The organism is Zhongshania sp. R06B22 (assembly GCF_040892595.1).
Taxonomy (GTDB): domain Bacteria; phylum Pseudomonadota; class Gammaproteobacteria; order Pseudomonadales; family Spongiibacteraceae; genus Spongiibacter; species Spongiibacter arctica.
The window spans coordinates 2,309,086-2,334,726 of record NZ_JBFRYB010000001.1 but is presented as its reverse complement, the minus strand read 5'-3'; the positions used below and the strand labels follow the sequence as shown (position 1 = coordinate 2,334,726).

At 49.7% G+C, this 25,641-nt stretch carries 23 protein-coding genes and 1 pseudogene; 13 read left to right on the top strand and 11 right to left on the bottom strand.

The genetic code is table 11. The features are described from left to right. Positions 1-8 precede the first annotated feature (8 nt). From hflD to AB4875_RS10610, 4 genes are read right to left on the bottom strand one after another with little or no spacing between them, the layout of a single operon-like run. Positions 9-674 (bottom strand): high frequency lysogenization protein HflD, encoded by a 666-nt coding sequence (gene hflD, locus AB4875_RS10625; protein ID WP_368376034.1) that lies wholly within the window; start codon positions 672-674, stop codon positions 9-11. Further along, the gene (mnmA, locus tag AB4875_RS10620) at positions 674-1,777 is read right to left on the bottom strand and encodes a tRNA 2-thiouridine(34) synthase MnmA (protein WP_368376033.1); all 1,104 of its coding nucleotides are present in this window, start codon (positions 1,775-1,777) and stop codon (positions 674-676) included. The genes hflD and mnmA overlap by 1 nt, the downstream gene beginning before the upstream one ends. A 52-nt stretch (positions 1,778-1,829) precedes the next feature. Then, the gene (locus AB4875_RS10615) at positions 1,830-2,267 is read right to left on the bottom strand and encodes an NUDIX hydrolase (RefSeq protein WP_368376032.1); all 438 of its coding nucleotides are present in this window, start codon (positions 2,265-2,267) and stop codon (positions 1,830-1,832) included. Between the two features lie 46 nt (positions 2,268-2,313). Continuing rightward, complete coding sequence (locus AB4875_RS10610) at positions 2,314-2,952, bottom strand: pseudouridine synthase (RefSeq protein ID WP_368376031.1); 639 nt, start codon at positions 2,950-2,952, stop codon at positions 2,314-2,316. 151 nt (positions 2,953-3,103) lie between these two features. Between AB4875_RS10610 and icd the strand changes: the two genes are divergently transcribed. Next, the gene (gene icd, locus AB4875_RS10605; RefSeq protein ID WP_368376030.1) at positions 3,104-4,360 is read left to right on the top strand and encodes an NADP-dependent isocitrate dehydrogenase; all 1,257 of its coding nucleotides are present in this window, start codon (positions 3,104-3,106) and stop codon (positions 4,358-4,360) included. Between the two features lie 64 nt (positions 4,361-4,424). Here icd and AB4875_RS10600 read toward each other — a convergent pair whose 3' ends face one another. Continuing rightward, positions 4,425-4,637, bottom strand: a complete 213-nt coding sequence (locus tag AB4875_RS10600) for a cold shock domain-containing protein (protein WP_368376029.1) — start codon at positions 4,635-4,637, stop codon at positions 4,425-4,427. 192 nt (positions 4,638-4,829) lie between these two features. Here AB4875_RS10600 and clpS point away from each other — a divergent pair, with 192 nt between their 5' ends. Further along, positions 4,830-5,177 (top strand): ATP-dependent Clp protease adapter ClpS, encoded by a 348-nt coding sequence (gene clpS, locus AB4875_RS10595; RefSeq protein ID WP_368377073.1) that lies wholly within the window; start codon positions 4,830-4,832, stop codon positions 5,175-5,177. Between the two features lie 31 nt (positions 5,178-5,208). Next, positions 5,209-7,488: an ATP-dependent Clp protease ATP-binding subunit ClpA gene (gene clpA, locus AB4875_RS10590; protein ID WP_368376028.1), complete on the top strand. Its 2,280-nt coding sequence runs from the start codon at positions 5,209-5,211 to the stop codon at positions 7,486-7,488. A gap of 9 nt (positions 7,489-7,497) precedes the next feature. Here the strand turns inward: clpA and infA are convergent, their stop codons facing one another. The 4 genes from infA to trxB all read right to left on the bottom strand — a co-directional run bounded on the left by infA (position 7,498) and on the right by trxB (position 10,267). Then, positions 7,498-7,716: a translation initiation factor IF-1 gene (gene infA / locus AB4875_RS10585; RefSeq protein WP_008247839.1), complete on the bottom strand. Its 219-nt coding sequence runs from the start codon at positions 7,714-7,716 to the stop codon at positions 7,498-7,500. Between the two features lie 149 nt (positions 7,717-7,865). Next, a complete protein-coding gene (locus AB4875_RS10580) occupies positions 7,866-8,570 on the bottom strand; it encodes an arginyltransferase (protein ID WP_368376027.1) in 705 nt (234 codons plus the stop codon). Positions 8,571-8,572: 2 nt separating this feature from the next. Continuing rightward, complete coding sequence (gene aat, locus AB4875_RS10575) at positions 8,573-9,298, bottom strand: leucyl/phenylalanyl-tRNA--protein transferase (protein ID WP_368376026.1); 726 nt, start codon at positions 9,296-9,298, stop codon at positions 8,573-8,575. A gap of 18 nt (positions 9,299-9,316) precedes the next feature. Continuing rightward, positions 9,317-10,267, bottom strand: coding sequence for a thioredoxin-disulfide reductase (trxB, locus tag AB4875_RS10570; RefSeq protein WP_368376025.1), 951 nt, complete (start codon positions 10,265-10,267; stop codon positions 9,317-9,319). A gap of 267 nt (positions 10,268-10,534) precedes the next feature. On the opposite strand from trxB, the gene AB4875_RS10565 reads away from it, so the two are divergent. Genes AB4875_RS10565 through gorA form a run of 7 tightly spaced genes read left to right on the top strand, consistent with a single transcriptional unit; the run spans position 10,535 to position 19,466 of the window. After that, positions 10,535-12,856: a DNA translocase FtsK gene (locus AB4875_RS10565; RefSeq protein WP_368376024.1), complete on the top strand. Its 2,322-nt coding sequence runs from the start codon at positions 10,535-10,537 to the stop codon at positions 12,854-12,856. A gap of 11 nt (positions 12,857-12,867) precedes the next feature. Further along, entirely contained in the window at positions 12,868-13,608 is a 741-nt protein-coding gene (lolA, locus tag AB4875_RS10560) for an outer membrane lipoprotein periplasmic chaperone LolA (protein WP_368376023.1), read from the top strand. Between the two features lie 17 nt (positions 13,609-13,625). After that, positions 13,626-14,906: a replication-associated recombination protein A gene (locus AB4875_RS10555; RefSeq protein ID WP_368377072.1), complete on the top strand. Its 1,281-nt coding sequence runs from the start codon at positions 13,626-13,628 to the stop codon at positions 14,904-14,906. Between the two features lie 45 nt (positions 14,907-14,951). Further along, positions 14,952-15,326 carry a fluoride efflux transporter CrcB gene (crcB, locus tag AB4875_RS10550; RefSeq protein ID WP_368376022.1) on the top strand — a complete coding sequence of 125 codons (375 nt, stop codon included), beginning with the start codon at positions 14,952-14,954 and terminating at the stop codon, positions 15,324-15,326. 37 nt (positions 15,327-15,363) lie between these two features. Beyond that, positions 15,364-16,668, top strand: a complete 1,305-nt coding sequence (gene serS, locus AB4875_RS10545; protein ID WP_368376021.1) for a serine--tRNA ligase — start codon at positions 15,364-15,366, stop codon at positions 16,666-16,668. 4 nt (positions 16,669-16,672) lie between these two features. Continuing rightward, positions 16,673-18,076, top strand: a complete 1,404-nt coding sequence (gene cysG / locus AB4875_RS10540; RefSeq protein WP_368376020.1) for a siroheme synthase CysG — start codon at positions 16,673-16,675, stop codon at positions 18,074-18,076. Between the two features lie 37 nt (positions 18,077-18,113). Next, positions 18,114-19,466, top strand: coding sequence for a glutathione-disulfide reductase (gene gorA, locus AB4875_RS10535; protein WP_368376019.1), 1,353 nt, complete (start codon positions 18,114-18,116; stop codon positions 19,464-19,466). A 30-nt stretch (positions 19,467-19,496) separates the two neighbouring features. Here the strand turns inward: gorA and AB4875_RS10530 are convergent, their stop codons facing one another. Then, positions 19,497-21,641, bottom strand: coding sequence for a carboxy terminal-processing peptidase (locus tag AB4875_RS10530; protein ID WP_368376018.1), 2,145 nt, complete (start codon positions 21,639-21,641; stop codon positions 19,497-19,499). A gap of 219 nt (positions 21,642-21,860) precedes the next feature. Between AB4875_RS10530 and AB4875_RS10525 the strand changes: the two genes are divergently transcribed. Continuing rightward, positions 21,861-22,232 (top strand): nuclear transport factor 2 family protein, encoded by a 372-nt coding sequence (locus AB4875_RS10525; protein ID WP_368376017.1) that lies wholly within the window; start codon positions 21,861-21,863, stop codon positions 22,230-22,232. A 251-nt stretch (positions 22,233-22,483) separates the two neighbouring features. On the opposite strand, the pseudogene AB4875_RS10520 reads toward AB4875_RS10525, so the two are convergent. Then, positions 22,484-22,591: pseudogene (locus AB4875_RS10520) on the bottom strand (hypothetical protein); the annotation flags it as partial. A gap of 475 nt (positions 22,592-23,066) precedes the next feature. On the opposite strand from AB4875_RS10520, the gene AB4875_RS10515 reads away from it, so the two are divergent. Continuing rightward, the gene (locus AB4875_RS10515; protein ID WP_368376016.1) at positions 23,067-24,692 is read left to right on the top strand and encodes a long-chain fatty acid--CoA ligase; all 1,626 of its coding nucleotides are present in this window, start codon (positions 23,067-23,069) and stop codon (positions 24,690-24,692) included. A gap of 94 nt (positions 24,693-24,786) precedes the next feature. Further along, a complete protein-coding gene (locus tag AB4875_RS10510; RefSeq protein ID WP_368376015.1) occupies positions 24,787-25,590 on the top strand; it encodes an acyl-CoA thioesterase in 804 nt (267 codons plus the stop codon). Positions 25,591-25,641: the final 51 nt, after the last annotated feature.

The following is a 25,641-nucleotide window of genomic DNA, read 5'->3' as shown; positions in this document are numbered from 1 at the left end:
TACACGAATTAACGTCGAATTTCAGTTGCCAGCAGGTGTTTGGTTTGGGTGAAAATACGATTTCTCTGCAATATCAGTTTCCAGCGGCTACCGCCAGCTTGATGCCAAAGATAGCCAGCGCGAATTGCAGCTAATAAAAGCGCACGAATACGAGCCGCGTTATTGGGGTTTTTCAGCTCTTGGGCACTGCCGCTTATTTGGATTCGAAAGTTATACTTAGAAATCGTATCTTGATAAATTGCTGAAAGAGAGTTTGATAAGCTATTAATATTATTGACATTAAATTCTTTTTGTTTGGCGGTATGCTGCAGTCGACTACGCAATAGAGCTGAAGTATCCGAGTCCTTTCGAAGCTTTTTGTGGAGGTGCAATATCCCCAGACAATAGCGCGTCACACTCTTGCGCTCGCCGTAGTCATTGCCGCTAAGCAAGTCCCGCAAACCCCGCACACCCACCTCTAGATTTTCGATACTGCCGTAAGCTTCCTCGACGCTTGTCGCTGAAAACTTAAATAGGCTATCGATCGTTGCATCAATTGCCTGAGGCTCGGCTTGACCGGTGCGCGCAATTTGGTCGACCAAGACCGCAGCTTGCACTATTGCAGCAAGCGCTAGGGTCTGCTGCCGGGCCTGAAGATCCTTATCGACTTTTTGGATTTGGTTATTATCGCTCATTAATACTGATACCCTGCTTCTATGATGCCGCCCCCCAGGCAAATGTCGGCGTCGTAGAAGACCACCGATTGCCCTGGGGTAATTGCGCGCTGTGGATCGCTAAAATGCACATCAAAGCCTGTCGCAGTTTGGCGGATCTCGCACTGCTGATCCGCTTGGCGATAACGGGTTTTGGCTGTGCATTGACAGGGCATGGTCGGCATCTGCGCGCTTATCCAGTGAATATCGCTAACCTGTAAGGCCTGTTTAAATAAGGCTGGGTGCTGACTGCCCTGGGCAACGAGTAATACATTGCGAGCCAGGTCTTTCTCAATGACATACCAAGGCTCGTCGCCACCGCCCCTTACCCCACCAATACCAAGGCCTTGGCGCTGGCCGATGGTGTGGTACATCAAGCCGCTGTGCTGGCCCATGTCGATACCGTCCATAGTTTCAATGCGGCCGGGTTTGGCGGGCAGGTATTGCTGCAGAAAGTCTTTAAAGCGGCGCTCACCGATAAAGCAAATGCCGGTGCTGTCTTTTTTGTCATGGGTAATTAGGCCGTGCTTTTCAGCGAGGGCGCGAACCTCAGGCTTTTCAATTTCACCGACCGGGAATAGCGTTCTAGCAAGTTGCTCGCTGCCCACGGCGTGAAGGAAATAGCTTTGGTCTTTATTGGGATCAAGACCCTTTAATAGCTGTGTTGTACCATCAATATCTCTTCGCCGGGTGTAGTGGCCAGTGGCAATGTAATCCGCACCCAGTACCATCGAGTAGTCGAGAAAGGCTTTAAATTTAATTTCGCGATTGCAAAGAATGTCGGGGTTGGGTGTGCGTCCAGCCTTGTACTCAGCCAAAAAGTGTTCAAATACATTGTCCCAGTACTCAGACGCAAAGTTGGCCGTATGCAGATAAATACCCAATTTGTTGCAGACCGCACTGGCGTCTGCCAAGTCATCTTTGGCGGTGCAGTATTCGGTGCCGTCGTCTTCATCCCAGTTTTTCATAAAAAGACCCTCAACCTGATAGCCTTGCTGCATCAGGAGTAGGGCGGATACCGAGGAGTCCACGCCGCCGGACATGCCGACAATGACTTTGGTGTTACTGGGGTCTTGCTGAATCATTCATGATATCCATTAAGCTGGCTTTGTGGCGCCACGGTGTTTGCTCGCCGCACTAGTAAATCAGTGATAGAGGGTAGCGCTGACCCCGCAAGTATCGTTCTAAGCACTCCAACACCAAGGGGCTTCGAAGCTCGCTACTGCGCGCCCGCAGCTCGTCCGGCGTCAACCAAATGGCTTGCTCAATGTCGGTATCGAGTTTTTGTTCTGGACAAAAAGCGATAGGTCGCGCAAAAAAGCTGCTGCGGTGATAAGTCACGCCATTTGCCGGCGCGGTGTATAGACCGACGCCGATAAGGCCTAAAATTTCCACTCGCCACTGGGTTTCCTCCAGCGTTTCTCGCAGCGCCGCGTCTACTAAACTCTCGCCTTCCTCAAGATGCCCCGCTGGCTGATTTATCACTCTGCGACCATGTTTGATTTCTTCAACGAATAAAAACTTACCCTCGTTTTCAACTAAGGTCGCGACGGTCACATGGGGCTGCCAATCCATAGGGTCTTCCGCTTACTAAAGTGATAATTGTAACAGGCGCAATGCCTTAAGAACTACGCTTACGAGGCCACGTCTTTAGAGTTTTGCCGCGAGCAGCCTTTGGCTTTCCGCTCCTGCGAGGCTTATAACGTATAAATTCAGGCCCTAGGGTAAGTGGGGCATATTCCCCCGGCGCAAGGTCTTTAATGCTCCAGTCACCAATGCTCGCGCGTATCAAGCGAAGGGTAGGGAAGCCGACCGCGGCGGTCATACGCCGAACCTGTCTGTTGCGGCCTTCACTTATCGTCAGGCTTATCCAGCTGGTAGGAATGTTGGCGCGAAAACGGACTGGCGGCGTGCGAGCCCAGAGCCCCGCAGGCTCATCTATTCGCTTTGCTATTGCCGGTAAAGTCTGGCCGTCGTTTAACTGCACTCCTCTTTGCAGCGCGACCAAGGCGTCGTCGGTGACATCGCCGTCAACTTGCACCCAATAAGTTTTTGGCAGCTTGTGCCGTGGATGGCTTATCTGATGCTGTAGTTCGCCGTCGCCGGTTAAAATCATCAGTCCCTCAGAATCATAATCGAGCCTGCCGGCTGGATATATTGCGGGTATCCTGATGTAATCAGACAGGTTGGCTCGGCCGTCAGCGTCAGTAAACTGGCTCATGACCTGGAAGGGCTTATTAAATAAAAAAATATCACTCACGCTTAAATAGGCTCATTCATAGAAGAAATCTGGGTATAAAGTGTTATAATGCCTCGCTTTTTGCAGAAGCTGCATTGTAGCAAATTGCAGTTTATTTCGTTTGTGAGCGAGCACGAGCACAGATACTAACTGATAAACCATGGAGTCAAAAATGGGATACCAACATATCAAGGTACCTACTGCGGGCGAGAAAATCACCGTTAATGCGGATCTTTCCCTCAATGTACCCGATCGGCCAATTATTCCTTTTATCGAAGGTGATGGCATCGGCGCAGACATTACTCCGGCGATGATCAACGTAGTTGATGCAGCCGTTGAAAAAGCCTACTCAGGCACCAAAAAAATTAGCTGGATGGAAATTTACACCGGCGAAAAAGCGGCAGAGCTGTATGACGGTGACTGGTTCCCGGCTGAAACTCTGGATGCAATCAAAGATTATGTCGTAGGTATTAAAGGCCCGCTAACGACACCCGTTGGTGGTGGCTTTCGTTCTTTAAACGTCGCCTTGCGCCAAGAATTAGATCTTTACGTATGTCAGCGCCCGGTTCGCTGGTTTGAAGGTGTGCCGTCTCCTGTGAAAGAGCCAGGCAAAACCAATATGGTTATTTTCCGCGAAAACTCTGAAGATATCTATGCAGGGATCGAGTGGAAAGCGGGTACTCCTGAAGCCAATAAGGTGATTGAATTTCTGCAGGAAGAGATGGGCGTCACCAAAATCCGCTTCCCGCAAGAATGCGGCATAGGTATTAAGCCAGTTTCTAAAGAAGGTACTCAGCGCCTAGTTCGCAAAGCACTTCAATACACTATCGACCAAGATTTGCCGTCACTGACCATCGTGCATAAAGGCAATATCATGAAGTTCACCGAGGGTGCTTTCAAAAACTGGGCTTACGAGCTAGCGATGGAAGAGTTTGGTGGCGAACTGCTCGACGGCGGCCCCTGGGTAAGCATTAAGAACCCTAACACCGGCAAAGACATCGTCGTTAAAGACGTTATCGCTGACGCCATGCTTCAGCAAGTACTGCTGCGTCCGGACGAATACAGCGTTATTGCGACACTTAACCTCAACGGTGACTACCTGTCTGATGCACTTGCTGCGCAGGTTGGTGGTATTGGTATCGCACCCGGAGCAAACCTAAGTGATAATATTGCTTTGTTTGAAGCGACACACGGTACTGCGCCTAAGTACACAGGCCAAGACAAAGTGAACCCTGGTTCATTGATCTTGTCTGCGGAAATGATGCTGCGTCACATGGGCTGGAATGAAGCTGCAGACCTGATCATCACAGGTATGAATGGCGCAATCCAAGCTAAGACTGTGACCTATGATTTTGAGCGTTTGATGGAAGGTGCCACCTTGCTGAAATGTTCAGAGTTTGGCGATGCAATCGTTAAGCATATGGCGTAAAGCGTTGTCGCCACCGGCGCTTGTCGGTGGCGATATCCTTTAAAGCAGGTAATTCTATTCCTTTTCAGGCTTCATCAGATGCCTGAATATCAGTGGCATGCAGCCCCTTAGGGCCTGGCTCGGCGCTAAACTTCACATTTTGTCCCGCCTTCAAGGTTTTATAACCTTCCATCGTAATGGCGGAATAGTGCGCGAAAATTTCCTCTTCACTGTTTTCCGCGACGATGAAACCGTAGCCTTTGGCGTTATTGAACCACTTTACAACACCCTGCTGCATAGCTTTCCTTCCCTAGTTGTCGTTATAGTTATAGTCGTATTTGTAAAACAGCCTTGTATTCTAAGACTTAGCCCCCATTTTTAAAACAGTCCGGCCTCGCCGTCAAGTTAAGAAGATGTAAGGGGTGAAGTTGGTGAATTTCCCTATTGCGCGAGGTTAAAGTGGTGATAAGCTCAGGTAAAGCGAGTGAAAATGCATATTAATATCCAAAATTCAGGCGATAAGCCCGACGAAGACAACGGCAGCGGCTTGGCAATTCAGGAGTCAAAACCGGAATTAAAGAAGCCACGTATGTATGCTGTGGTGCTGTTAAATGATGACTACACACCGATGGAGTTTGTGGTCGAAATTTTAGAAGATTTTTTTTACTTGGATCGGCAACGCGCCACACAAGTAATGCTTGCAGTACACACTAAAGGAAAAGGGGTGTGCGGCGTGTTTACCAAGGATATCGCTGAAACCAAGGCGGCACAGGTAAACCAATACGCAAGAGATAATGGGCACCCGCTACTTGCTGAGATAGAAGAGAGCGATGCTTGAAGTTTTTAATGTCAAAAGGCGGAAGTAGTCTATGTTGAGCAAAGATCTCGAAACAACATTGAGCCAGGCATTTAAATCGGCTCGTAGTCGTCGGCATGAGTTTATGACCGTCGAACATCTCTTATTGGCCTTGGCCGATAACGAGGCCGCCGTGAAAGTGCTACTGGCGTGCGGTGCCGATTTGACCCAGCTTAAAGGTGAGCTCAAGGAATTTGTTGAGGCTACGACGCCTCGCATCCCCGAAGACGACGCCGAGCGCGATACCCAGCCAACTCTGGGCTTTCAGCGAGTACTGCAGCGCGCCGTATTCCACGTGCAGTCTTCCGGCAAACAGGAAGTGACTGGCGCAAATGTGCTTGTGGCGATGTTTAGCGAGCAAGAGAGCCAAGCGGTTTACTTCTTGAAGGCACAAAGCGTTAACCGTCTTGATGTGGTTAATTATATTACCCATGGGATCTCAAAAGTCGCCGGTGCGGAAGGTCTTGAGCAAGACCAGCAGCAAGATCAAGATGCAGAAAATACCGATCCAGAGCAGCGTCCACTAGAAAACTTCGCCACCAATTTAAATGAAGAAGCAAAAGCAGGTCGCATTGACCCGTTAATTGGTCGCGCAGACGAAGTGGAACGTGTTGCCCAAATTCTTACCCGACGCCGCAAAAATAACCCACTATTGGTAGGTGAGTCCGGAGTTGGTAAAACTGCGATTGCAGAAGGCTTAGCAAAACGTATTGTCGATGGCGAAGTACCTGATGTACTTATCGGCAGTGTTGTCTATTCCCTTGATATGGGTGCCTTGCTTGCCGGCACTAAATATCGTGGCGATTTTGAAAAGCGCTTAAAAGGTCTGCTATCAGACCTTAAGAAACGCGAAGGCGCCATTCTGTTCATCGATGAAATCCACACCATTATCGGTGCAGGCGCAGCATCTGGCGGAGTGATGGACGCGTCTAATCTCTTAAAGCCATTGCTGAGCTCTGGGCAAATGCGCTGCATAGGCTCCACCACTTTCCAAGAGTATCGCGGGATTTTCGACAAGGATCGCGCCTTGAGTCGACGCTTCCAGAAGGTCGATATCAATGAGCCGTCTGTAGAAGACACCTTTTTAATCCTAAAAGGCCTGCGCTCGCGCTTTGAAAGCCACCACGATCTAAAATACACCGACGGCGCCCTGCGTTCAGCAGCTGAATTGTCGGCGCGTTATATCAATGACCGCTTTCTGCCAGACAAAGCCATCGATGTGATTGATGAGGCGGGTGCCTATCAGCGTTTGCAGAAGCCTGAGAATCGCGTTGAGAAAATAGACATCGCGGAAGTCGAAGCGATAGTGGCTAAAATAGCCCGCATACCGCCTAAGAGTGTGTCGTCGGATGATCGCGCATCACTCGCCAAGCTTGAGGACAACCTGAAAATGGTCGTCTTCGGCCAGGATAAAGCGGTGGCCGAGCTAAGCGCCTCGATCAAACTTGCTCGTGCAGGCCTGAAATCGGTAGAAAAGCCCATCGGCAGCTTCTTGCTGGCGGGCCCGACAGGCGTTGGTAAAACTGAAATTTGCCGACAACTCGCCAAATTGCTGGGCTTGGAGTTAGTACGCTTCGATATGTCTGAGTATATGGAGCGCCATACCGTATCGCGCTTGATCGGCGCACCTCCTGGCTATGTTGGTTTTGATCAAGGCGGCTTGCTCACTGACTCGGTTACCAAACACCCACATTCGGTGGTGTTATTGGATGAGATTGAAAAGGCGCATCCTGATTTGTTCAACCTACTGTTACAGGTTATGGATCACGGCTCACTCACCGATAATAATGGTCGCAAAGCCGATTTCCGCAATGTGATTTTTGTGATGACGACCAACGCCGGTGCCGAGAGTATGAGCCGCCGTTCAATCGGCTTCACTGAACAGGATAATCAAACCGACTCTAGTGAGGCGATTAGCCGCTTGTTTACACCTGAATTCCGCAACCGCTTAGATAGTGTAATTACCTTTGCGCCACTGGAAGCTGACGTAGTGTTAACCGTGGTTGATAAGTTCTTGGTCGAGCTCCAAGCGCAATTAGATGATAAGAAAGTTGTGCTGAATGTTGATGACGCTGCACGGCGGTGGTTGGTCGACAAAGGCTACGACAAAACCATGGGCGCCAGGCCTATGGCACGTATTATTCAGGAGCACATTAAAAAACCGCTCGCTGAAATGGTACTGTTTGGGTGTTTAGAGAAGCAGGGCGGGATGGTTAACATCACCGTTAAAGGTGACGGTCTAGCTCTAACCGCAGACACGGTGGATGAGGAGGAGAGCCAGACCTGCGAATAAGATATCCGCTTAGCGGCCGCGGAAAGTGATGCGGCCTTTACTCAGGTCATAGGGGGTTAATTCAACCTTGACCTTGTCTCCGGTCAAAATCCGGATGTAATGTTTACGCATTTTGCCTGAGATATGAGCGGTCACTACGTGGCCATTCTCTAAACGCACGCGAAACGTGGTATTTGGCAAAGTATCTATGACTTCGCCTTCCATTTCTATCTGGTCTTCTTTCGCCATTCGGCAACTATCCTCGAAAGTCTTTAAGAATTAATAATTGAAAAGCACTGAGGCCACGGCGGGCTATCAAAACTGCGCGCATTTTGCCTTAATTTACTGTGCTTGGCAATTTACATAGTAGATTGTTAACCCAAGCCCAAAGCTTGCAATCAGTTTAACCGCACCCAGCGGCTATTTATTAGCAGTTCTATAGGGCGATAATCAGATTTGTAGGCCATTTTTTGACAGTCCCGAATCCAATATCCTAGATAGATATACGGTAAATTAAGGGTTTTGGCGTATTCAATTTGCCAAAGAATACCGTAAACACCTAGGCTGCGTCGGTTTAACTCTGGATCATAAAACGTATAAATCGCCGATAAACCGTCATCCAAGACATCGGTGACGGCAACGGCTACCAAAACCCCATCAACATAAAGATGCACATACACCGTCGCAGTATTGCTTGAAGCTAAAAAACTATCAAATTGTTCCCGCGATGGTGGAAACATATCACCATCGCGATGGCGAACACTAATATACCGCTCGTATAAATCGTATGCGTGCTCAGAGAGCGTTGGCATTATTTCGCTTGTTAAATCCGCATTGCGATTGAGAACTTTACGCTGACTGCGCGTTGGCGCAAAGGTGCTCACCGGTACCCGGCTAGCAATACATTCCTTGCAGCTTTTACAGTCGGGCCGATAAATATGATTACCGCTGCGCCGAAATCCACGCCGAGATAGCTCGCTGTACACCGCATGTGAAGGCGACATATCAGGATCGATAAAAATAGTCTTGGCTTCTCGATCGTCGAAGTAGCTGCAGGGGTGAGGGTGCGTGGCGTAGAGTTTAATTTCCTTTGAATCTGTCATACCTATTCCGTGGGCGTGGACTTTCCGTAAGCCCAATTCATTACCCAATATTCCGGCGGTTGCCCGTTGGCATTGGTGTATTGCTCAAGATGCTGTTTAAAGGTTTCGCGAGATATTTCTTGGGCACCCATGCTGTCAAGGTAGTCATTTCCAACCTGACAATCAATGAGTGGATACCCCCATTGTTGAAGTTGCCCGCAAAGATGTACTAGTGCAATTTTCGAGGCGTTAGCCTCGCGACTAAACATCGACTCACCGAAGAACACCTGACCGATCGCTATGCCATAAAGACCACCAATGAGATCACCATCCCGCCAAACTTCAACAGAATGCGCCCAGCCGGCTCGATGGAGCGCCTGATACGCTGCGCGCATATCGTCTGTAATCCAAGTGCCTTGGCGCTTGGGACTTAGCTCTGCGCAACCCTCTAGCACTTCGTTAAACGCAGTATCGAAACTGACCGAATAATCAGCACGACGCAGTGTCTTACGCAAACTACGGTTGATATACACCTGATCCGGATATAAAACGGCACGTGGCTGCGGAGACCACCAAAGAATGGGCTGTGATTCCTCGTACCAAGGGAAAATACCTTGTCGATACGCAGCCAAAATTCGTTTTTTTGTGAGATCACCGCCAACGGCTAGCAAGCCGTTGGGGTCATCTAGGGCATTTTCGACGTTGGGGAAATCCAGCTTATCGATGTCGAGCCAGGGAATCGTCGCCATTAGATAAGCCGCTAGGTCTTAAACTAAATCGTCGAGATAGCGCTCAGCATCAAGTGCAGCCATACAGCCAAAGCCTGCAGAGGTAACTGCTTGACGATAAATATGATCAGCGACATCGCCAGCGGCAAACACACCATCGACACTGGTGCGGGTTGCATTACCTTCGGTGCCACTATTGATGGTTAAATAACCATCTTTCATATCTAGCTGGCCATCAAAAATATCGGTATTAGGCTTGTGGCCAATAGCAATGAATACCCCGGCAACATCAATCTCTTGGGTACTGCCATCCTTGGTGCTCTTTATCCGCAAGCCAGTTACGCCGCTATCGTCACCCAATACTTCATCTAGGGTGTTGTGCCACAAAATATTGATATTGCCATTTGCGGCGCGTTCAAGCAGTTTATCTTGCAGAATTTTCTCAGAACGCAAACTATCGCGGCGGTGGATCAGGGTCACCTCAGAAGCAATATTAGATAAATACAGGGCTTCTTCGACGGCCGTATTACCGCCGCCAATAACGGCCACTTTTTTGCCGCGATAAAAGAATCCGTCGCAGGTTGCGCAGGCTGAAACGCCTTTACCCATAAACGCTTCCTCTGAGGCTAGGCCCAAATATTGAGCAGAAGCGCCAGTAGCAATAATTAAACCGTCACAGGTATAAGTTTTACTACCTTTCAGAGTAAAGGGTCTGTTTTTGAGATCGACAGACTCAATATGATCAAAAAGAACTTTAGTATCGAAGCGCTCAGCGTGCTCTTGCATCCTAACCATAAGCTCTGGTCCCTGAACGCCGTTTTGATCACCGGGCCAGTTATCGACATCGGTGGTGGTAGTGAGCTGACCACCTTGCTGAATACCAGTAATAACCACGGGGTTAAGATTGGCGCGGGCAGCGTAAACAGCTGCGGTATAGCCGGCAGGGCCCGAACCTAGAATAATTAGACGATGGTGTTGGCTGTCGCTCATAAAATTAGTGTATTCCATTAAGAGGGAGTGAGCGTGCTTCACTCCAAATTGACTGATATAAGGCGCATATCATAGGGGAATTTGTTATCCGCATCAAAATGTCTTCGCGGCGACAAATACCCAGACATAGTGCTAATATTGGGCCCGATTTGGTATTTTCAATAGGCTCATGCTTAGTGTCATTAACATACCACCCTTTCTCGCAACGGCATCATAGAATGTGTCAATGACCGTTTAAGCTAGAAGTAACTAGGAAATTGTTTTCTTTTGCCTAAACCGACAACAAAATTAGCACCAGATAACCGCGAAGTCTTGCATTTGCGCCTCCGTGAAGGCCTTTTAATTGGCTTCGTCGCGGTGTGCATTTATATATTCGTGTCTCTACTGACTTACAGCGGCAATGACCCTGGCTGGTCTAGAACCGGCAATGGTGATGGAGTGATGAACGCCGGCGGCCCCGTGGGTGCGTGGCTGGCCGATGTATTCTTTGCCTTATTTGGCTTCATGGCCTACCTCTTTCCCAGTATGTTGGCGTTTCGGGCCTGGCGTTTATTTAAGTCGCGCTATCGTCCAGCCGACTTTGATTCCCTGGTTTTTTCTTTGCGTGTTATTGGTTTAGTGCTAGTCATGATATCTAGCACCGGACTGGCAGCAAATGGCGATTACGGCAATAGCGGCCTACCATTTGGTGCTGGCGGCGTGCTGGGGGACGCAGTAGGGCACGCAACTTTAGCGTCTTTTAACGAATTTGGCAGTCGCCTACTATTGATTGCTATTTTACTGTTTGGCTTAACGGTGTTCACCGATCTGTCATGGATAAAATTGATGGACTCCCTTGGCGCCTCAACCTTGCGTCTATACCAGCAAGCCACTGATGCCGTTTATCGCTATCGCCAAGCCCGGGCAGAACGTAAAAAAGCTGCCACCGCAAGCAAGGCGCGTCATGAAGCGTTTACGACCAAAACTGAAATTCAGAAGACGCGTATTCCACCACAAATTGCGCCGCCGCCAAAACCCGTCGCAAAGTCCTCGCGCCCAGAGAAAGAGCGCCAAACATCCTTATTCGACGGGCCGGTAACCGGCACCTTGCCATCGTTAAATCTCTTAGATAGAGCTGTTCATAATCCAGAGCGCGGTTTTTCACCGGAAACCCTGGAAGCGATGTCGCGTCTACTTGAAATCAAGTTACTAGATTTTGGTGTGTCCGCAAAAGTCATTGCAGTGTTCCCTGGCCCTGTGATCACCCGCTTTGAACTAGAGCCTGACGCCGGCGTAAAAGTTAGCAAAATTTCGAATTTGGTAAAAGATTTAGCCCGCTCCCTCGCCGTGGTAAGCGTTCGGGTGGTCGAGGTTATTCCCGGCAAACCCTATGTGGGCATAGAAATCCCCAACGAAGATCGCGAGATCGTTAACTTTCATGATGTGCTGGCATCCCAAGTATTTGAAGCCAGCAAGTCGCCGCTAACGCTTGCCCTCGGGCATGACATTTCCGGCGAACCGGTATGCGCCGACCTCGGCAAAATGCCTCATTTGCTCGTAGCGGGCACCACCGGTTCAGGTAAGTCCGTTGGCGTAAATGCAATGTTGATAAGCCTCTTATACAAATCGACACCGGAAGAAGTACGCTTGATGCTGGTCGACCCCAAGATGCTGGAATTATCGGTATACGACGGTATTCCGCACTTATTGACGCCAGTTATTACCGACATGAAAGATGCCGCCAATGGCCTGCGCTGGTGTGTGGCTGAGATGGAGCGTCGCTATAAGTTAATGTCTAAGATGGGCGTTCGTAATCTGGCAGGGTTTAATCGCAAGATCAAAGACGCCATTCTCGCTGGAGAGCCGATTAAAGATCCATTGTGGAAGCCAGAAGACCATTATCAGGCTGGCTTGGAAGAGGCGCAGGCCCCCGATTTAGTCGTGTTGCCATCGATCGTGGTGGTGATCGACGAGTTTGCCGACATGATGATGATCGTCGGTAAGAAGGTCGAAGAATTAATTGCCCGTATCGCGCAAAAAGCGCGAGCAGCAGGTATTCATTTACTACTCGCTACGCAGCGGCCTTCAGTGGATGTTATCACCGGTTTGATCAAGGCCAATGTGCCAACGCGTATCGGTTTTCAAGTGTCTTCTAAAATCGACTCCCGAACCATTTTGGATCAAGGCGGCGCGGAACAGCTTTTAGGGCACGGCGACATGTTGTACTTGCCCCCAGGGGCGGGTATCCCGATTCGAGTCCACGGCGCCTTTGTGTCCGATGAAGAAGTGCATAGAGTAGTCGCGGACTGGAAGCGTCGCGGTGAACCGCAGTATATCGATGGTCTGCTAGAAGAGGGCAGTACCACCGATGCCATGCCGGGAATGCCTGCCGAAGGTAGCGATGACGGTGAAGGTGACGCGCTCTATGACGAAGCCGTTCAATACGTAACCCAAAGTCGGCGGGCGTCAATTTCTGCCGTTCAGCGTAAATTACGCATTGGATATAATCGCGCGGCACGATTAATTGAAACAATGGAAGTCGCCGGTGTCGTAACTGAGATGGCCAGCAACGGAAGTCGAGAAGTACTGGCGCCACCTCCACGCGACTAGAAGTGAAAACTATGCGAGACACAACTGTTACTTGGCCCTCTGACACCGGCACCAGAGCGCTCAATCGCTTATTTATAGCGACAAACCAACTTATTAGCTGCACATTCTCCTCTTCAATGAGTAGAATTTTGGCGGGTCCAAAGGGCTTTATGCGTCAACTATTTGTGTTTTTGTTTTTGTCTTTACTGCAGCATCCCGCCTTTGCAGAAGGCGATGTCGCCCAGCTGCATCTGCACCTTTCTGGCGCCCAGAGTCTGAAGGCCAAGTTCGTGCAGCAAGTTCGCGACGTAAGTGGCGAATTACTGCAGGAAAGCAAGGGCACAATTGCCTTAAACCGGCCAAACAAACTCCGTTGGGAAAGCCTGGAACCGTTTCGTTATCTGCTAGTAAGTAATGGCGAAACCGTGTGGCGCTATGACGCTGACCTTGAACAGCTGAATACTGATCCCTTTGATTCTCAAATGTCGCAAACGCCGGCAATGATTATTGGCGCATCTATTGATCAACTTGCGGCGGACTATGACGTCAGGGTCATTAAATCAGCTAGCACTCGTGAATTTGTGCTAATTCCAAAGCAGCAGGGCGCTTTTTCGGAAATGCGACTCGTATTCAATATGGGCAAGCTGACCGGAATGCGCTTGCTTGATACCCTAGAGCAAACCACCCAGATTGATTTCGTCGAAGCAAAATATAACCTTAAATTTGACCCTAAAACCTTCGAATTCAATGAATCTGAGGCGCGCCAGCCTTGAGCGACACCCAAGCAGCCATGCCACTGGCCGCAAGGATGCGGCCGCAGACACTGGAATTCTATCTTGGCCAAGAGCACCTATTGGCTGAGGATAAACCACTGCGCAGGGCGCTGGACTCGGGCCAGCTTCATTCGATGATATTTTGGGGCCCACCGGGCGTGGGTAAAACCACCTTAGCGCAATTGATAGCCCAGCTCTGTGATGCCCATTTTATCAGTATCTCTGCGGTTTTAGCGGGCGTAAAAGATATCCGCATAGCCGTGGAAGAAGCCAAAAAGCAGCAGTTTTTTAAGCGTAGAACGATATTATTTATCGACGAAGTACATCGCTTTAATAAAGCCCAACAAGATGCTTTCTTGCCCTACGTTGAAGATGGCACCGTGATTTTTGTTGGTGCTACTACTGAGAATCCATCCTTTGAAATCAATAATGCATTGTTATCCCGAGCGCGGGTTTATCAGCTAAACGCCCTGACCGACGATGCCCTAGTTAACATCGTTAAACACGCCGCTGAACGCGAGGGCTGGGATATAGATCCCGCCCAAATCGCGCTGATAGCCGCCCATGCCGATGGTGATGCACGGCGGGCTTTAAATCTTATTGAACTCGCTGGCGATATGGTAAGAAGCCGGAGTGAGGGTAAAACCCTCAGCGAAGAGGTAATTGCTCAAGTGCTCAACGGCCAGCCGCGCCGTTTTGATAAGGGTGGAGATCTCTTTTATGAGCAAATTTCAGCCCTGCATAAGGCCGTGCGCGGCAGCTCAGCTGACGGCGCTCTATATTGGTTTGCGCGCATGCTGGACGGCGGCTGCGAGCCCTTGTACATCGCAAGACGTTTGGTTCGTATGGCAAGTGAAGATATTGGCAATGCCGACCCGAGGGCACTGCGAATCTGTTTAGACGCTTGGGATGCCCAAGAGCGCTTGGGTAGCCCCGAGGGCGAGTTGGCCATGGCGCAGGCCGTCTGCTACCTAGCGTCCGCACCCAAAAGTAATGCGGTATACACCGCCTACAATGCGATTCGCCGCGATATTGCCGCCATGCCAAGTTATGGCGTTCCCATGCATTTGCGCAATGCGCCAACGGGCATGATGAAGAAACAGGGCTTCGGCGACGGCTATCGCTATGCCCACGACGAAGTTGATGCCTACGCCGCCGGTGAAAACTACCTGCCAGAAGAGATTAAAGACACGGTCTACTATCAGCCGGTTGAACGCGGTTTGGAGAAAAAAATCGCAGAAAAAATGCGCTATTTACGAGAACGAGATGCGGCATCGCCGCACACACGCTATCGTTGAGCCGAATGCGGTAGAATAGAGCACCTCAAATCGGAGACTAAATTCGTGCAAGTGTATCTTCTAATTGCCATAGGCGGCGCCTTTGGTGCATTAAGCCGTTACGGCATCGGTCGCGCGGTGAATATTTATTTGGCGCAGGTTCACTGGCCTTTGGGTACATTTGCAATCAATATTGTCGGCTCGTTCACTATCGGCGCGCTCTATGTTGTCATCACCGAGAAGTCGGCGCTGCACGCTGATTGGCGCTACGTGCTGATAGTGGGCTTTCTGGGTGCGTTTACAACCTTTTCAACCTTCTCATTAGAGTCGGTAGCAATGCTTGAGGCGGGTAAAATCGCCATGGCAATGCTGTATATGTCCGCAACACTGGCCACCTGCGTTATTGGCTGCTGGTTGGGGATGGGATTGGCAAGAATATAAAATAGTATTAAATACAGATAGTTGGAGATTTATTTAAATGTTAGATATTAAGCAAGTCCGGCTCGATCCTCAGGCTATTGCCGGCGCGCTGAGCAAAAAAGAATACACGTTTGACGTCGCTGAGTTCGAAGCTTTAGACGCCTTGCGTAAGCAGGCAGACATCAATAGCCAAAATTTATTAGCAGAGCGGAAAAAAGCGTCCAAGCAAGTTGGCGAGCTCATCAAGTCCGGTATCGGTGTCGATGACGCCAAAGCCCAAGTAAACGAGAGCCTAGCGAAAATTGAAACCGAGCTTGAAGCACTGAAACATCAAGCCAAGGAAGCCAACGACGCGCTAGACCACCTTTTAATGGCGGTGCCCAATTTACCGGCTGATGAGGTGCCCGCTGGCAAGGACGAGGCCAGCAATATAGAAGTATTGCGCTGGGGCGAGCCAAGAAACTTCGACTTTGACGCAAAAGACCACGTTGACGTTGGCGAGAATCTCGGCGGCTTAGACTTTGAAGTTGCCACCAAAATCACCGGTAGTCGCTTTGCGGTAATGCGCGGTGGTTTAGCCCGTATGCATCGCGCCCTAATACAGTTAATGCTAGATACTCACACCCTTGAACACGGGTATCAGGAAGTTTACGTTCCCTATATGGTGAATGCAGAATCACTTCGTGGCACAGGCCAACTGCCTAAGTTCGAAGCGGATTTATTTAAATTACAGGGAGATTCCGGTTACTACCTGATTCCAACAGCAGAAGTACCGGTCACAAATTTATACCGGAACACCATTGTCGAGCCAACAGAATTAGAACAAGGACTGCGTTTTACCTGCCATACCCCCTGTTTCCGAAGCGAAGCGGGTAGTTATGGCCGTGACACCCGAGGCATGATACGTCAGCATCAATTTGAGAAAGTTGAACTCGTGCAATTTGTTCGCCCAAGCGAGTCCGATGCGGCACTGGAAGCCCTGTGTGGTCACGCCGAAGCCATTCTGCAAAAGTTAAACCTGCCTTATCGCAAAGTGATTTTATGCGGTGGCGACCTCGGGTTTTCCGCGCGTAAAACCTATGACTTAGAAGTGTGGTTACCAGGCCAAAGTGCGTATCGCGAGATCTCATCCTGCAGTAATTTCGGTGACTTCCAAGCACGTCGCATGTTAGCGCGCTGGCGCAACCCCGAAACCGGCAAGCCTGAACTGTTACACACCCTAAACGGCTCTGGTCTGGCAGTAGGGCGCACCTTGGTGGCCATTCTAGAGAATTACCAGCAAGCAGATGGCTCACTGTCTGTGCCGACCGTGCTTCAACGCTATATGGGCGGCATAACACAGCTAAAAGTTGGAGAGTTCTGAACGAATGGATTTTCTTCCACTATTCACTGACCTTCGCAACAAACCGTGTTTGTTAATTGGCGGTGGTCAGGTTGCTTTACGTAAATCTCGCTTGCTCTGCAAGGCGGGCGCCCAAGTGCGTTTGGTTTCCCACGAAATCTTGCCGGAGTTGTCGTCATTGGTTTTGAATGCCGGCGGCGAATGTATTCGCGGAGATTACGGCGACCATCTACTAGACAATGTGTTTTTGGTTATCGCCGCAACCGACGACCAAGCTCTCAATAGTCGCGTCTCGGCTGCCTGTCACCAGCGGCATATACCTGTCAATGTGGTTGATGACCCAGCGCTGTGTAGTGTTATTTTACCGGCAATTATCGACCGTTCCCCCCTGATTATTGCCATAAGCAGCGGCGGCAAAAGCCCCGTCCTTGCGCGCATGATGCGCTCGCGCTTAGAGGCCAGTATCCCAGCGGCATACGGCCGCTTAGGTAATTTAGCTAGCCAGTTCCGCGATGCTGTAAAAGAACGTTTTGAAGACATTGAAGACCGTCGCCATTTCTGGGAGAAAGCCCTGCAGGGGCCCGTGGCAGAAATGGTATTTGCCGGCAACGATAAAGCCGCAGCAACCATGCTGGGAGATGCCATTAAAAATGGCAGTATCGACAATGGCGGCGAAGTCTATTTAATTGGTGCCGGACCTGGCGATCCAGACCTAATGACATTTAAGGCGTTGCGCTTACTGCAACGCGCAGACGTGGTTTTATACGACCGTCTGGTTGCCCCCGCGATTGTGGATATGTGTCGTAAAGACGCAGAGCGGGTCTATGTCGGCAAGGCGCGCTCAGACCACGCTGTTCCTCAACAAGATATTAATAGCCTGCTCGTGAAGTACGCGAGAGAGGGCAAAAAAGTCGCCCGGCTAAAAGGTGGCGACCCCTTTATATTCGGTCGCGGCGGCGAGGAAATAGAGGAGCTGGCTCAGCACAAAATCCCGTTTCAGGTTGTGCCGGGCATAACCGCCGCAGCGGGATGTGCGAGTTACGCGGGTATACCTCTTACTCACCGTGACTATGCCCAGTCAGTGCGCTTTGTTACTGGTCATCTAAAAGACAACAGCATTAATTTACCGTGGCAAGAATTAGCAAAACCAGCACAAACCGTAGTGTTTTATATGGGATTGATTGGCCTGCCCAGTATTTGCGAAAAACTAATCGAATTTGGTCGCCCAGCAGACACCCCAATTGCACTTGTTCAGCAGGGCACCACCTCAGATCAAAAAGTGGTGGTGGCTACGCTGGCAACCATGGTCGAAAAGTTAAAGCATGAAACTGTGCGGGCACCGACCTTAATTATTGTTGGCGAGGTGGTTAAATTGCGAGAAAAACTGGCCTGGTACGAGAAATACGACTTGGCCAAAGCTGACATATAAAACATTTTAGTTAGACATTAATGTACAAGGAGTCGGCGTGAGCGAGACCATTTACGATCTATTTGTTATCGGAGCGGGTTCTGGTGGGGTCCGCGCTGCTAGGATATCGGCAGGGTTTGGCGCCAAAGTCGCCATAGCTGAGTCGCGGTATTTAGGCGGCACCTGTGTCAACGTAGGGTGTGTACCAAAAAAATTATTCAGCTACGCTGCGCATTATCGTGAAGATTTTAGCGATGCCAAAGGCTTTGGTTGGGATAGCGTCGTAGAAAAACTGGATTGGCCACGTCTGCGGGATAATAAAACCAGGGAAATCGAGCGCCTCAATGGCATTTACGGCAATCTGCTAAGCAACGCCGGCGTTGAATTAATCAATGGTCACGCCAAAATCTTAGACGCTAATACGGTAGAAGTTGAGGGCGTGAGGTTCACCGCAAAAAATATTCTTATTGCAGTTGGCGGCTGGCCGTTTATTCCCGATATTCCGGGCCGCGAATTCGCGATTAGCTCCAATGAACTATTCTATTTAGACACGTTACCCAAACACGCTGTCGTGGTCGGCGGCGGCTACATTGCCACCGAGTTTGCAGGAATACTGCACGGTTTAGGGGTAGAAGTTGAGCAGATTTATCGCCGTGATTTATTTCTGCGGGGTTTCGATACGGAGATCCGCCAAGAGTTGGCTGAAGAAATGAAAGCCAAGGGCGTTAAGCTGCGCTTCAATGAAAACGTGGTCGCTATCACTGAGCGGGGCGATCAATACGCGCTGCAACTCGAAAGCGGTGAAACGCTGATTACCGACAAAGTTTTATATGCTACCGGGCGCAATCCCATGCTTGAAGGCCTTGGTTTAGAGAATACTAAGGTCAGTCTAAATGACCAAGGCTATATCGCCGTTGACGAGGGCTTTCAAACCCGTGAGCCCTCTATATACGCCGTCGGCGATGTCATCGGAGGCATGGAGCTAACCCCGGTCGCGCTAGCCGAAGGCATGAACCTCGCCAAGCGTTTGTTTAATGGTGATAACAGCGTCCTCGATTACAACTTTATCCCGACTGCGATTTTCTCCAGTCCAAATTTAGCCACGGTCGGTTTTAACGAAGAAGATGCCCGAGAGCGCTTCGGCGACATCGCAGTGTATACCTCGCGTTTTACCCACTTGAAGCACACTCTAAGCGGCAATAAAACCAAGACCTTTTTAAAGCTGGTAGTAGATAAGGCCAGTGATAAGGTTGTTGGCGCGCATATGATGGGTGACGATGCAGGGGAGATTATTCAAGGTTTGGCTGTGGCAATTAAAGCGGGGGCCAGCAAGGCCGATTTTGATGCGACTATTGGTATTCACCCAACGGTTGCCGAAGAGTTTGTCACCATGAGAAACGCTAGCCGCTAAGAGCGGCTAGCCAACTCGGCTTAGCCCGCCCTATGGGCGCCGGGCTAAGCGCTCAGGCAAAAAGTAGGGCAGGGCATCAACCAGAATATGACTCGCTTCAGTTAACAGCGGATCACGTTCCTTGTCTTTGTCCTTACTATCTTCCTCGGTTTCAACGGTCACCTCTGATTCTTCATCGGTCATAGCGACGTCGTCTTCACTGTCTTCTTCAAGCGCGTCTAAGGGTTCTTCCCCTTTGCCAACGCGACGACGATTCTCCATCGCTAATAAATGCACCTTCTGGGCATCACGCTCGGTTTTCCGCAGATCAATATTCAATGACATATGCGTCTTACTGCGCATAGTTTCAATCACCGCAATTTGTTCCTGCAAAAACTGAAAGTCGGGATCTTTAGCAATGCGTTTATCGTGCTTGCGCTGCAAGGTCGCCATTCCAGACTTTAGGTCGAAATAATAACGGTGGTGAGCCTCGCGAATCCGATCCCAGTGCAGGGCGTTGTCGAGAACGCTTTCACCGATCTCCTCCAAGTTATACAAAGGCGGAAATGCAATGTCGGGAATAACACCTCGATTCTGAGTGCTGTCACCTGACACGCGGTAGAACTTAGATTCAGTCAGTTTCAACTGACCGTGGCTCAGCGGATTCACAGACTGCACCGTGCCCTTGCCAAACGATTGGGTGCCCACCACTATGCCGCGTTGATAATCCTGTATCGCGCCGGCAAATATTTCAGAGGCCGAGGCACTCATGCGGTTGATTAACACCACTAGTGGTCCAGTGTAGTAGGGCGAACTGCGACGCTTACCTTCCTTAATCACCTTGGCGTTCGACTGCCGGATTTGCACCGTCGGTCCCGACTCAATAAATAATCCGACCATCGCATTGGCTTCAGCTAAGGAGCCGCCGCCGTTATCCCTAAGATCAATAATGATGCCTTCAGCACCTTCGCTAAGCAGCTCACCTAAAATACGGTGAACGTCGCGGGTGGTGCTGCGAAACTCGGTATCACCGGCGCGATAGGCTTCGAAGTCGAGATAAAACATGGGAACGTCAATCACACCAACTTGATGAGCTTCGCCGTCGCTATCAATGATCTCAATCATTTCACCCGCAGCGCTTTGATCCTCAAGTTTCACTTCGTTGCGTTCAATGGTGATCTCACGGCGAGCTTCGTCGCTTTTGGCAATCGCTGGGATCACTTGCAGACGCACAAACGAGCCCGCCGCGCCGCGTATCAAGTCAACCACGTCATCCAAACGCCAGCCGACGACATCTTGCATTTCGCTCTTTTTACCTTGGGCAACGCCAATGATTTTATCTGCAGGTTGCAGCTGTCCCTGTTTGTCAGCCGGGCCAGCGGGCACCAAGCGAACCACCTTGGTGTAGTCGTCTTCCATCTGTAAAACGGCGCCAATACCTTCCAGCTTGAGGCTCATATTAATCTGGAAATTCTCGGAAATACGTGGCGAAAAATAATCGGTGTGGGGGTCATAAAGCGAGGCAAACGCGTTTACATAAATCTGAAATGCATCTTCCGCTTCCAGCTGGGTCATCCGCTTAATTTGATTTTTAAAACGCTTGCTGAGTAACTCAATGATACCTTCATCGTCTTTCTCAGCAAGTCGCAGGCCAAGGACGCCTTTTTTAATTTGCTTGCGCCAAACTTCGTCCGCTTCTGCTTCGTTGGCAGGCCACGTCGCTTTGCTGCGATCAAGTTCAATATCTTCTTTGATACTAAAATCCATTGCCGCAATCTGCGCAGGCAAGGTATCTATGGTGCTTTCCATCCGGGAAACCATGCGCTCGCGGTAGCGATTAAACATAATGAAACCCGCGCTGACACTAGATTTATTGAGCTCATCATCCAATGTGCTGCGATATTTCTGGAATTCGGCGATGTCACTGGCAAGTAAAAATAGGCGATTAGGATCCAGGTCGTCCAGAAACGCGTCGAGTAATTTGGCCGAAAGGTCATCATTCAAAGACAGTTTCACGTAGTGGCGACTGTTCAGTTGCTCCACCATATCGTGAATCGCCGTTTTGTGGGTTTTATCTGGCTTCAGAGCCGTGAGCACGCTCTCGGCAAATACCGAGAGACTGAATAAAGACAAAAGTAGGGCTAGGATTACCGCGCCATTCGATTTGCCGTTGCGAAGAGGTTTTATAATTAACATTGAATACCGCATCTCAAAGTCTAGGTGGACGTTACTATATTACACCGCAAACCTACTGAATGCAGGCCCAGCGCGTAAATCAAACCTCAGGCAAGTCTCCGCGTAGAAGTTTTGCCTTGTGGTAGACGTTTTTTATTAACAAAATCGACATATTCCTGAGCGAATTCCCGCGTTACACTTCCTAAATAAGAACTTTACGAATGAAATGGAGCAATTTACGTGAGCAAAAATCCAAAATTAGCCATGGTAGAACAGTATATGCGCGCCTTAACTGAGCACGATATGGCGGCTATTACCGACTTGTATGCTGACGATGCCACAGTTGAAGACCCCGTCGGCTCTGAACCCCTAAGTGGCAAAGACGCTATTATACGATTCTATGAAGTCGCTTTTAGTTCCGGAATTTCTGCGCGCCTGGACGGTCCAGTGAGAATCGCCGCCAATCACGCAGTGTTTCCCTTTGTGGTTGAGTTAAACCCCGGCAATGGTGAAATGCGCATCGATGTCATAGATCAGTTCACCTTTAATGACGATAACAAGGTTGTCGCCATGAAAGCATTTTGGGGCGAAGAGAATATGACGACACCGTAAACCCTGAGTTCAATAGTAGGGTATGACTGTGACTGGCATTTACCTACCAATATTGAAATGTCGGTATATAGATGTCAGTCGCGCTAGCGTGATTGACATCCAGAACCAATCATTTTTCTTGGTGTAAGGAAGGCCATCAAAGCGGCATAGCAAATCTGCCTGCGGTCCAATTTTCGGCAGCTCCCATTGAATATAGTTCGCGTAGCCTGCAGTTTTCCTTTGAAAAAATTCTTATCGGCGTCATGAAACGCCTATTGAGCTAGCCCCCGTGCGGCACCTAGTCCCTGTTTAATCCAAAGCCACGACACCAATACCCGCCCAAACAAGCCAAGGTAAACCGTGGCATTCGCCAAACTTCGGTCGGTATTCTCAGCTTAATTCACAATCAGCGTTTTGATATCCGGCAACTCCTTATAGCAAGAAACTCCGTTCGGGACTGGTTGATAGCGCAGTCCTCATAAGGTCATACATGAAACATTATTGATGACCCTTTGTAAAAGCGTGGCGCTGGGTTTGATCTGCTACTGATAAGAAACAAGTCAGCGCTTATTAATGTGCCTCCTCGAATGCCTTGCCAGCCGGTTTCTTGCCAGAGCGCAAAGTCTCGCGTCACGTGAAAGCTGCTATTAGCTGCTATTTCGGACTGATTTATTGGTCTTATTTGCACCTTATGTGCAATTAGCAGATATGCCTAATCACAATATTGTGCGATGGTTGTATTGCCAATATCGGCCGCAGTCACATAAGATTGATGCCTAATGTATTCTCTGCTGACATACTTTGTTGCGCAAGAGCCGAGCCATATTTTCCCACCACTAATAAAGGCAAATAAAAATGACTCCGATGATGAACACCCAGCTCACAATCACCTCCATAATGAAACACGCGGAGCAAATTAATGGCTCAGTTGAAGTGGTATCCGTCACCGCCGACAACCCTCGCCATAGATACACCTATCGCGACGCCTTTGCTCGGGTAAGGCAGTTGGCAAACGCACTCGACGCACTTGGCTTGGAGCAGGGCGACACCATCGCCACATTCGCTTGGAACGACTATCGCCATTTAGAAATATACTACGCGGTATCGTGCAGCGGCATGATCTGTCACACCGTTAATCCGCGCTTATTCCCAGAACAAATTGAATACATTGTTAACCACGGTCGCGACAAGTGGGTCTTTCTAGATTTGACCATGGTGCCACTGCTCGAGTCTTTACAAGATGTGATGCCCGACGTTAAGGGCTTTGTGGTAATGACTGACGAAGCACATATGCCAGAGACTAGTCTTGCCAATGCGCATTGCTACGAAACCTTACTCGCCGCGCAAACATCGGAATTCGAGTGGCCAGAGCTAGATGAAAATACGCCATCTGCGCTGTGTTACACCTCTGGAACAACCGGTAATCCCAAAGGCGTCATGTACACCCATCGCTCTACCTTGCTGCATTGCTATGCGATTATCGCCCCTGATGTTATCGGCCTATCTGTCAAAGACGTTGCGCTTCCCATAGTGCCTATGTTCCACGTCAATGGCTGGGGCTTGGTATACGCCGCGCCAATGACCGGCACAAAGCTAGTTATGCCCGGCCCCAAAATGGGCTGCGGTGAAACCCTGTGCACCCTGATCAACGAAGAGAAGGTCACTGCGTCAGCCGGCGTACCAACAGTGTGGTTGGCCTTATTGGATTACCTGAATAAATCTGGAAAAACCATCGAAAGCCTGAACCGGGTTACCGTCGGTGGCGCGGCCTGCCCGTTTTATATTTTAGATGTATTCCGCGAAAAATATGGCGTAGATGTGCAGCAGGGTTGGGGCATGACAGAAATGAATCCCCTGGGTACCTATAACGGTACTGTGCCACCACCAGTGGCAAACCTTTCCCCAGAAGAATACGACAAAAAGCGTTTGAAGCAGGGCCGTCCGGTCTTTGGCGTGGAATTAAAAATTGTGGATGCAGACAATAAATCACTACCATGGGATGGCAAAAGCGCGGGCGCGGTTAAGGTGCGCGGCCCCTGGATAATCAATGAATATTATCGCTACGACGGACAAACCCTAGATGATGATGGTTGGTTTGAAACCGGCGACGTTGCCTGCATGGACGAACACGGCTATATGCAAATCACCGACCGGGTGAAGGATGTTATTAAATCGGGTGGCGAATGGATTAGCTCAATTGAACTGGAAAATTGCGCGGTCAATCACCCCAAAGTGGCCGAAGCCGCCGTGGTTGGTATGCCACATCCCAAATGGAGCGAACGCCCATTATTGCTAGTGATACTGCAAGAGGGCGAAACGCTAAGCCGTGAAGAGATGCTGTCATGGTTCGACGATAAAGTATCTAAATGGTGGATTCCAGAGGAGTGCCTCTTTGTAGACTCATTACCCCATACGGCGACCGGTAAACTCAGTAAGAAAGACATTCGCGCAGATTACGCTGATTTCCGCTGGCCCGAATAGCTTCTGATTATTGTTTATCGCTCATTCGCGGCACTTAAAAACATGGCACTAGCGGTGCCATGTCGCTATTTTATACACACATTGAGGATGGAGAATGATGGATTTTAAGGCACTGCTCAGCAGTGTCCGCGCGTCAGAACACGCCAACGAATACACCGCCTATGTCGATGAAACCTGGTTGCAGGGCAGAACAGCCTTTGGTGGATTAAGCGCCGCCTTAATAGTAAAAGCCATGCTTAATCAGGTGCCCGCAGATCGGCGCTTGCGCTCACTCTCCGTTATGTTTGTAGGCCCGGTGCCGGCGGGGAACCACCGAATTATTATTCGGGAGTTAAGGGTAGGCGGCTCTGTTACTCATATTCAGGGTGAAATTCTCTGTAACGGTGAGGTCGCTGCCACCGTGAGCGCCGCATTCGGTAAAGACCGGCCATCAGCAGTCACGTTAACGGCCCCCGCAATACCTTCTGTGGCTCCGCCAGACACCTTGGAGTCTCTACCATATATCGAAGGGTTAACCCCGACTTTCACACAGTATTTTGACATGCGAATGTGCACTGGCGGCCTGCCATTTAGTCAGGCCGACTCGCCAGACTTCTCCCTGTGGATGCGTTTTAAAGAAGCGGGGGAGTTAGATTTAGCGGCCTTAGTCGCGCTCGGCGATTTACCCCCCATGCCGGGGCTAAATATGATTAAACATCCCGGTATTGGTAGCTCCCTGAGTTGGTATTTAGAGTTCCCAAGCGAAATGCCAAAAGCGGATATGTCAGACTGGTGGTTTTACGATTACCGCAGCCAGGCAGCCGGAAATGGTTACTTTAATAACTACGCAACCGTCTGGGGCGCAGACGGCAATGCCATTATGTTTAGCCGGCAGGTTGCCACTGTCTTTGAAAAATAGGGCGTAGTCAGCAGAAGTCTAAGCTCGGTCGCGGCTAACCCGTATTGCCCA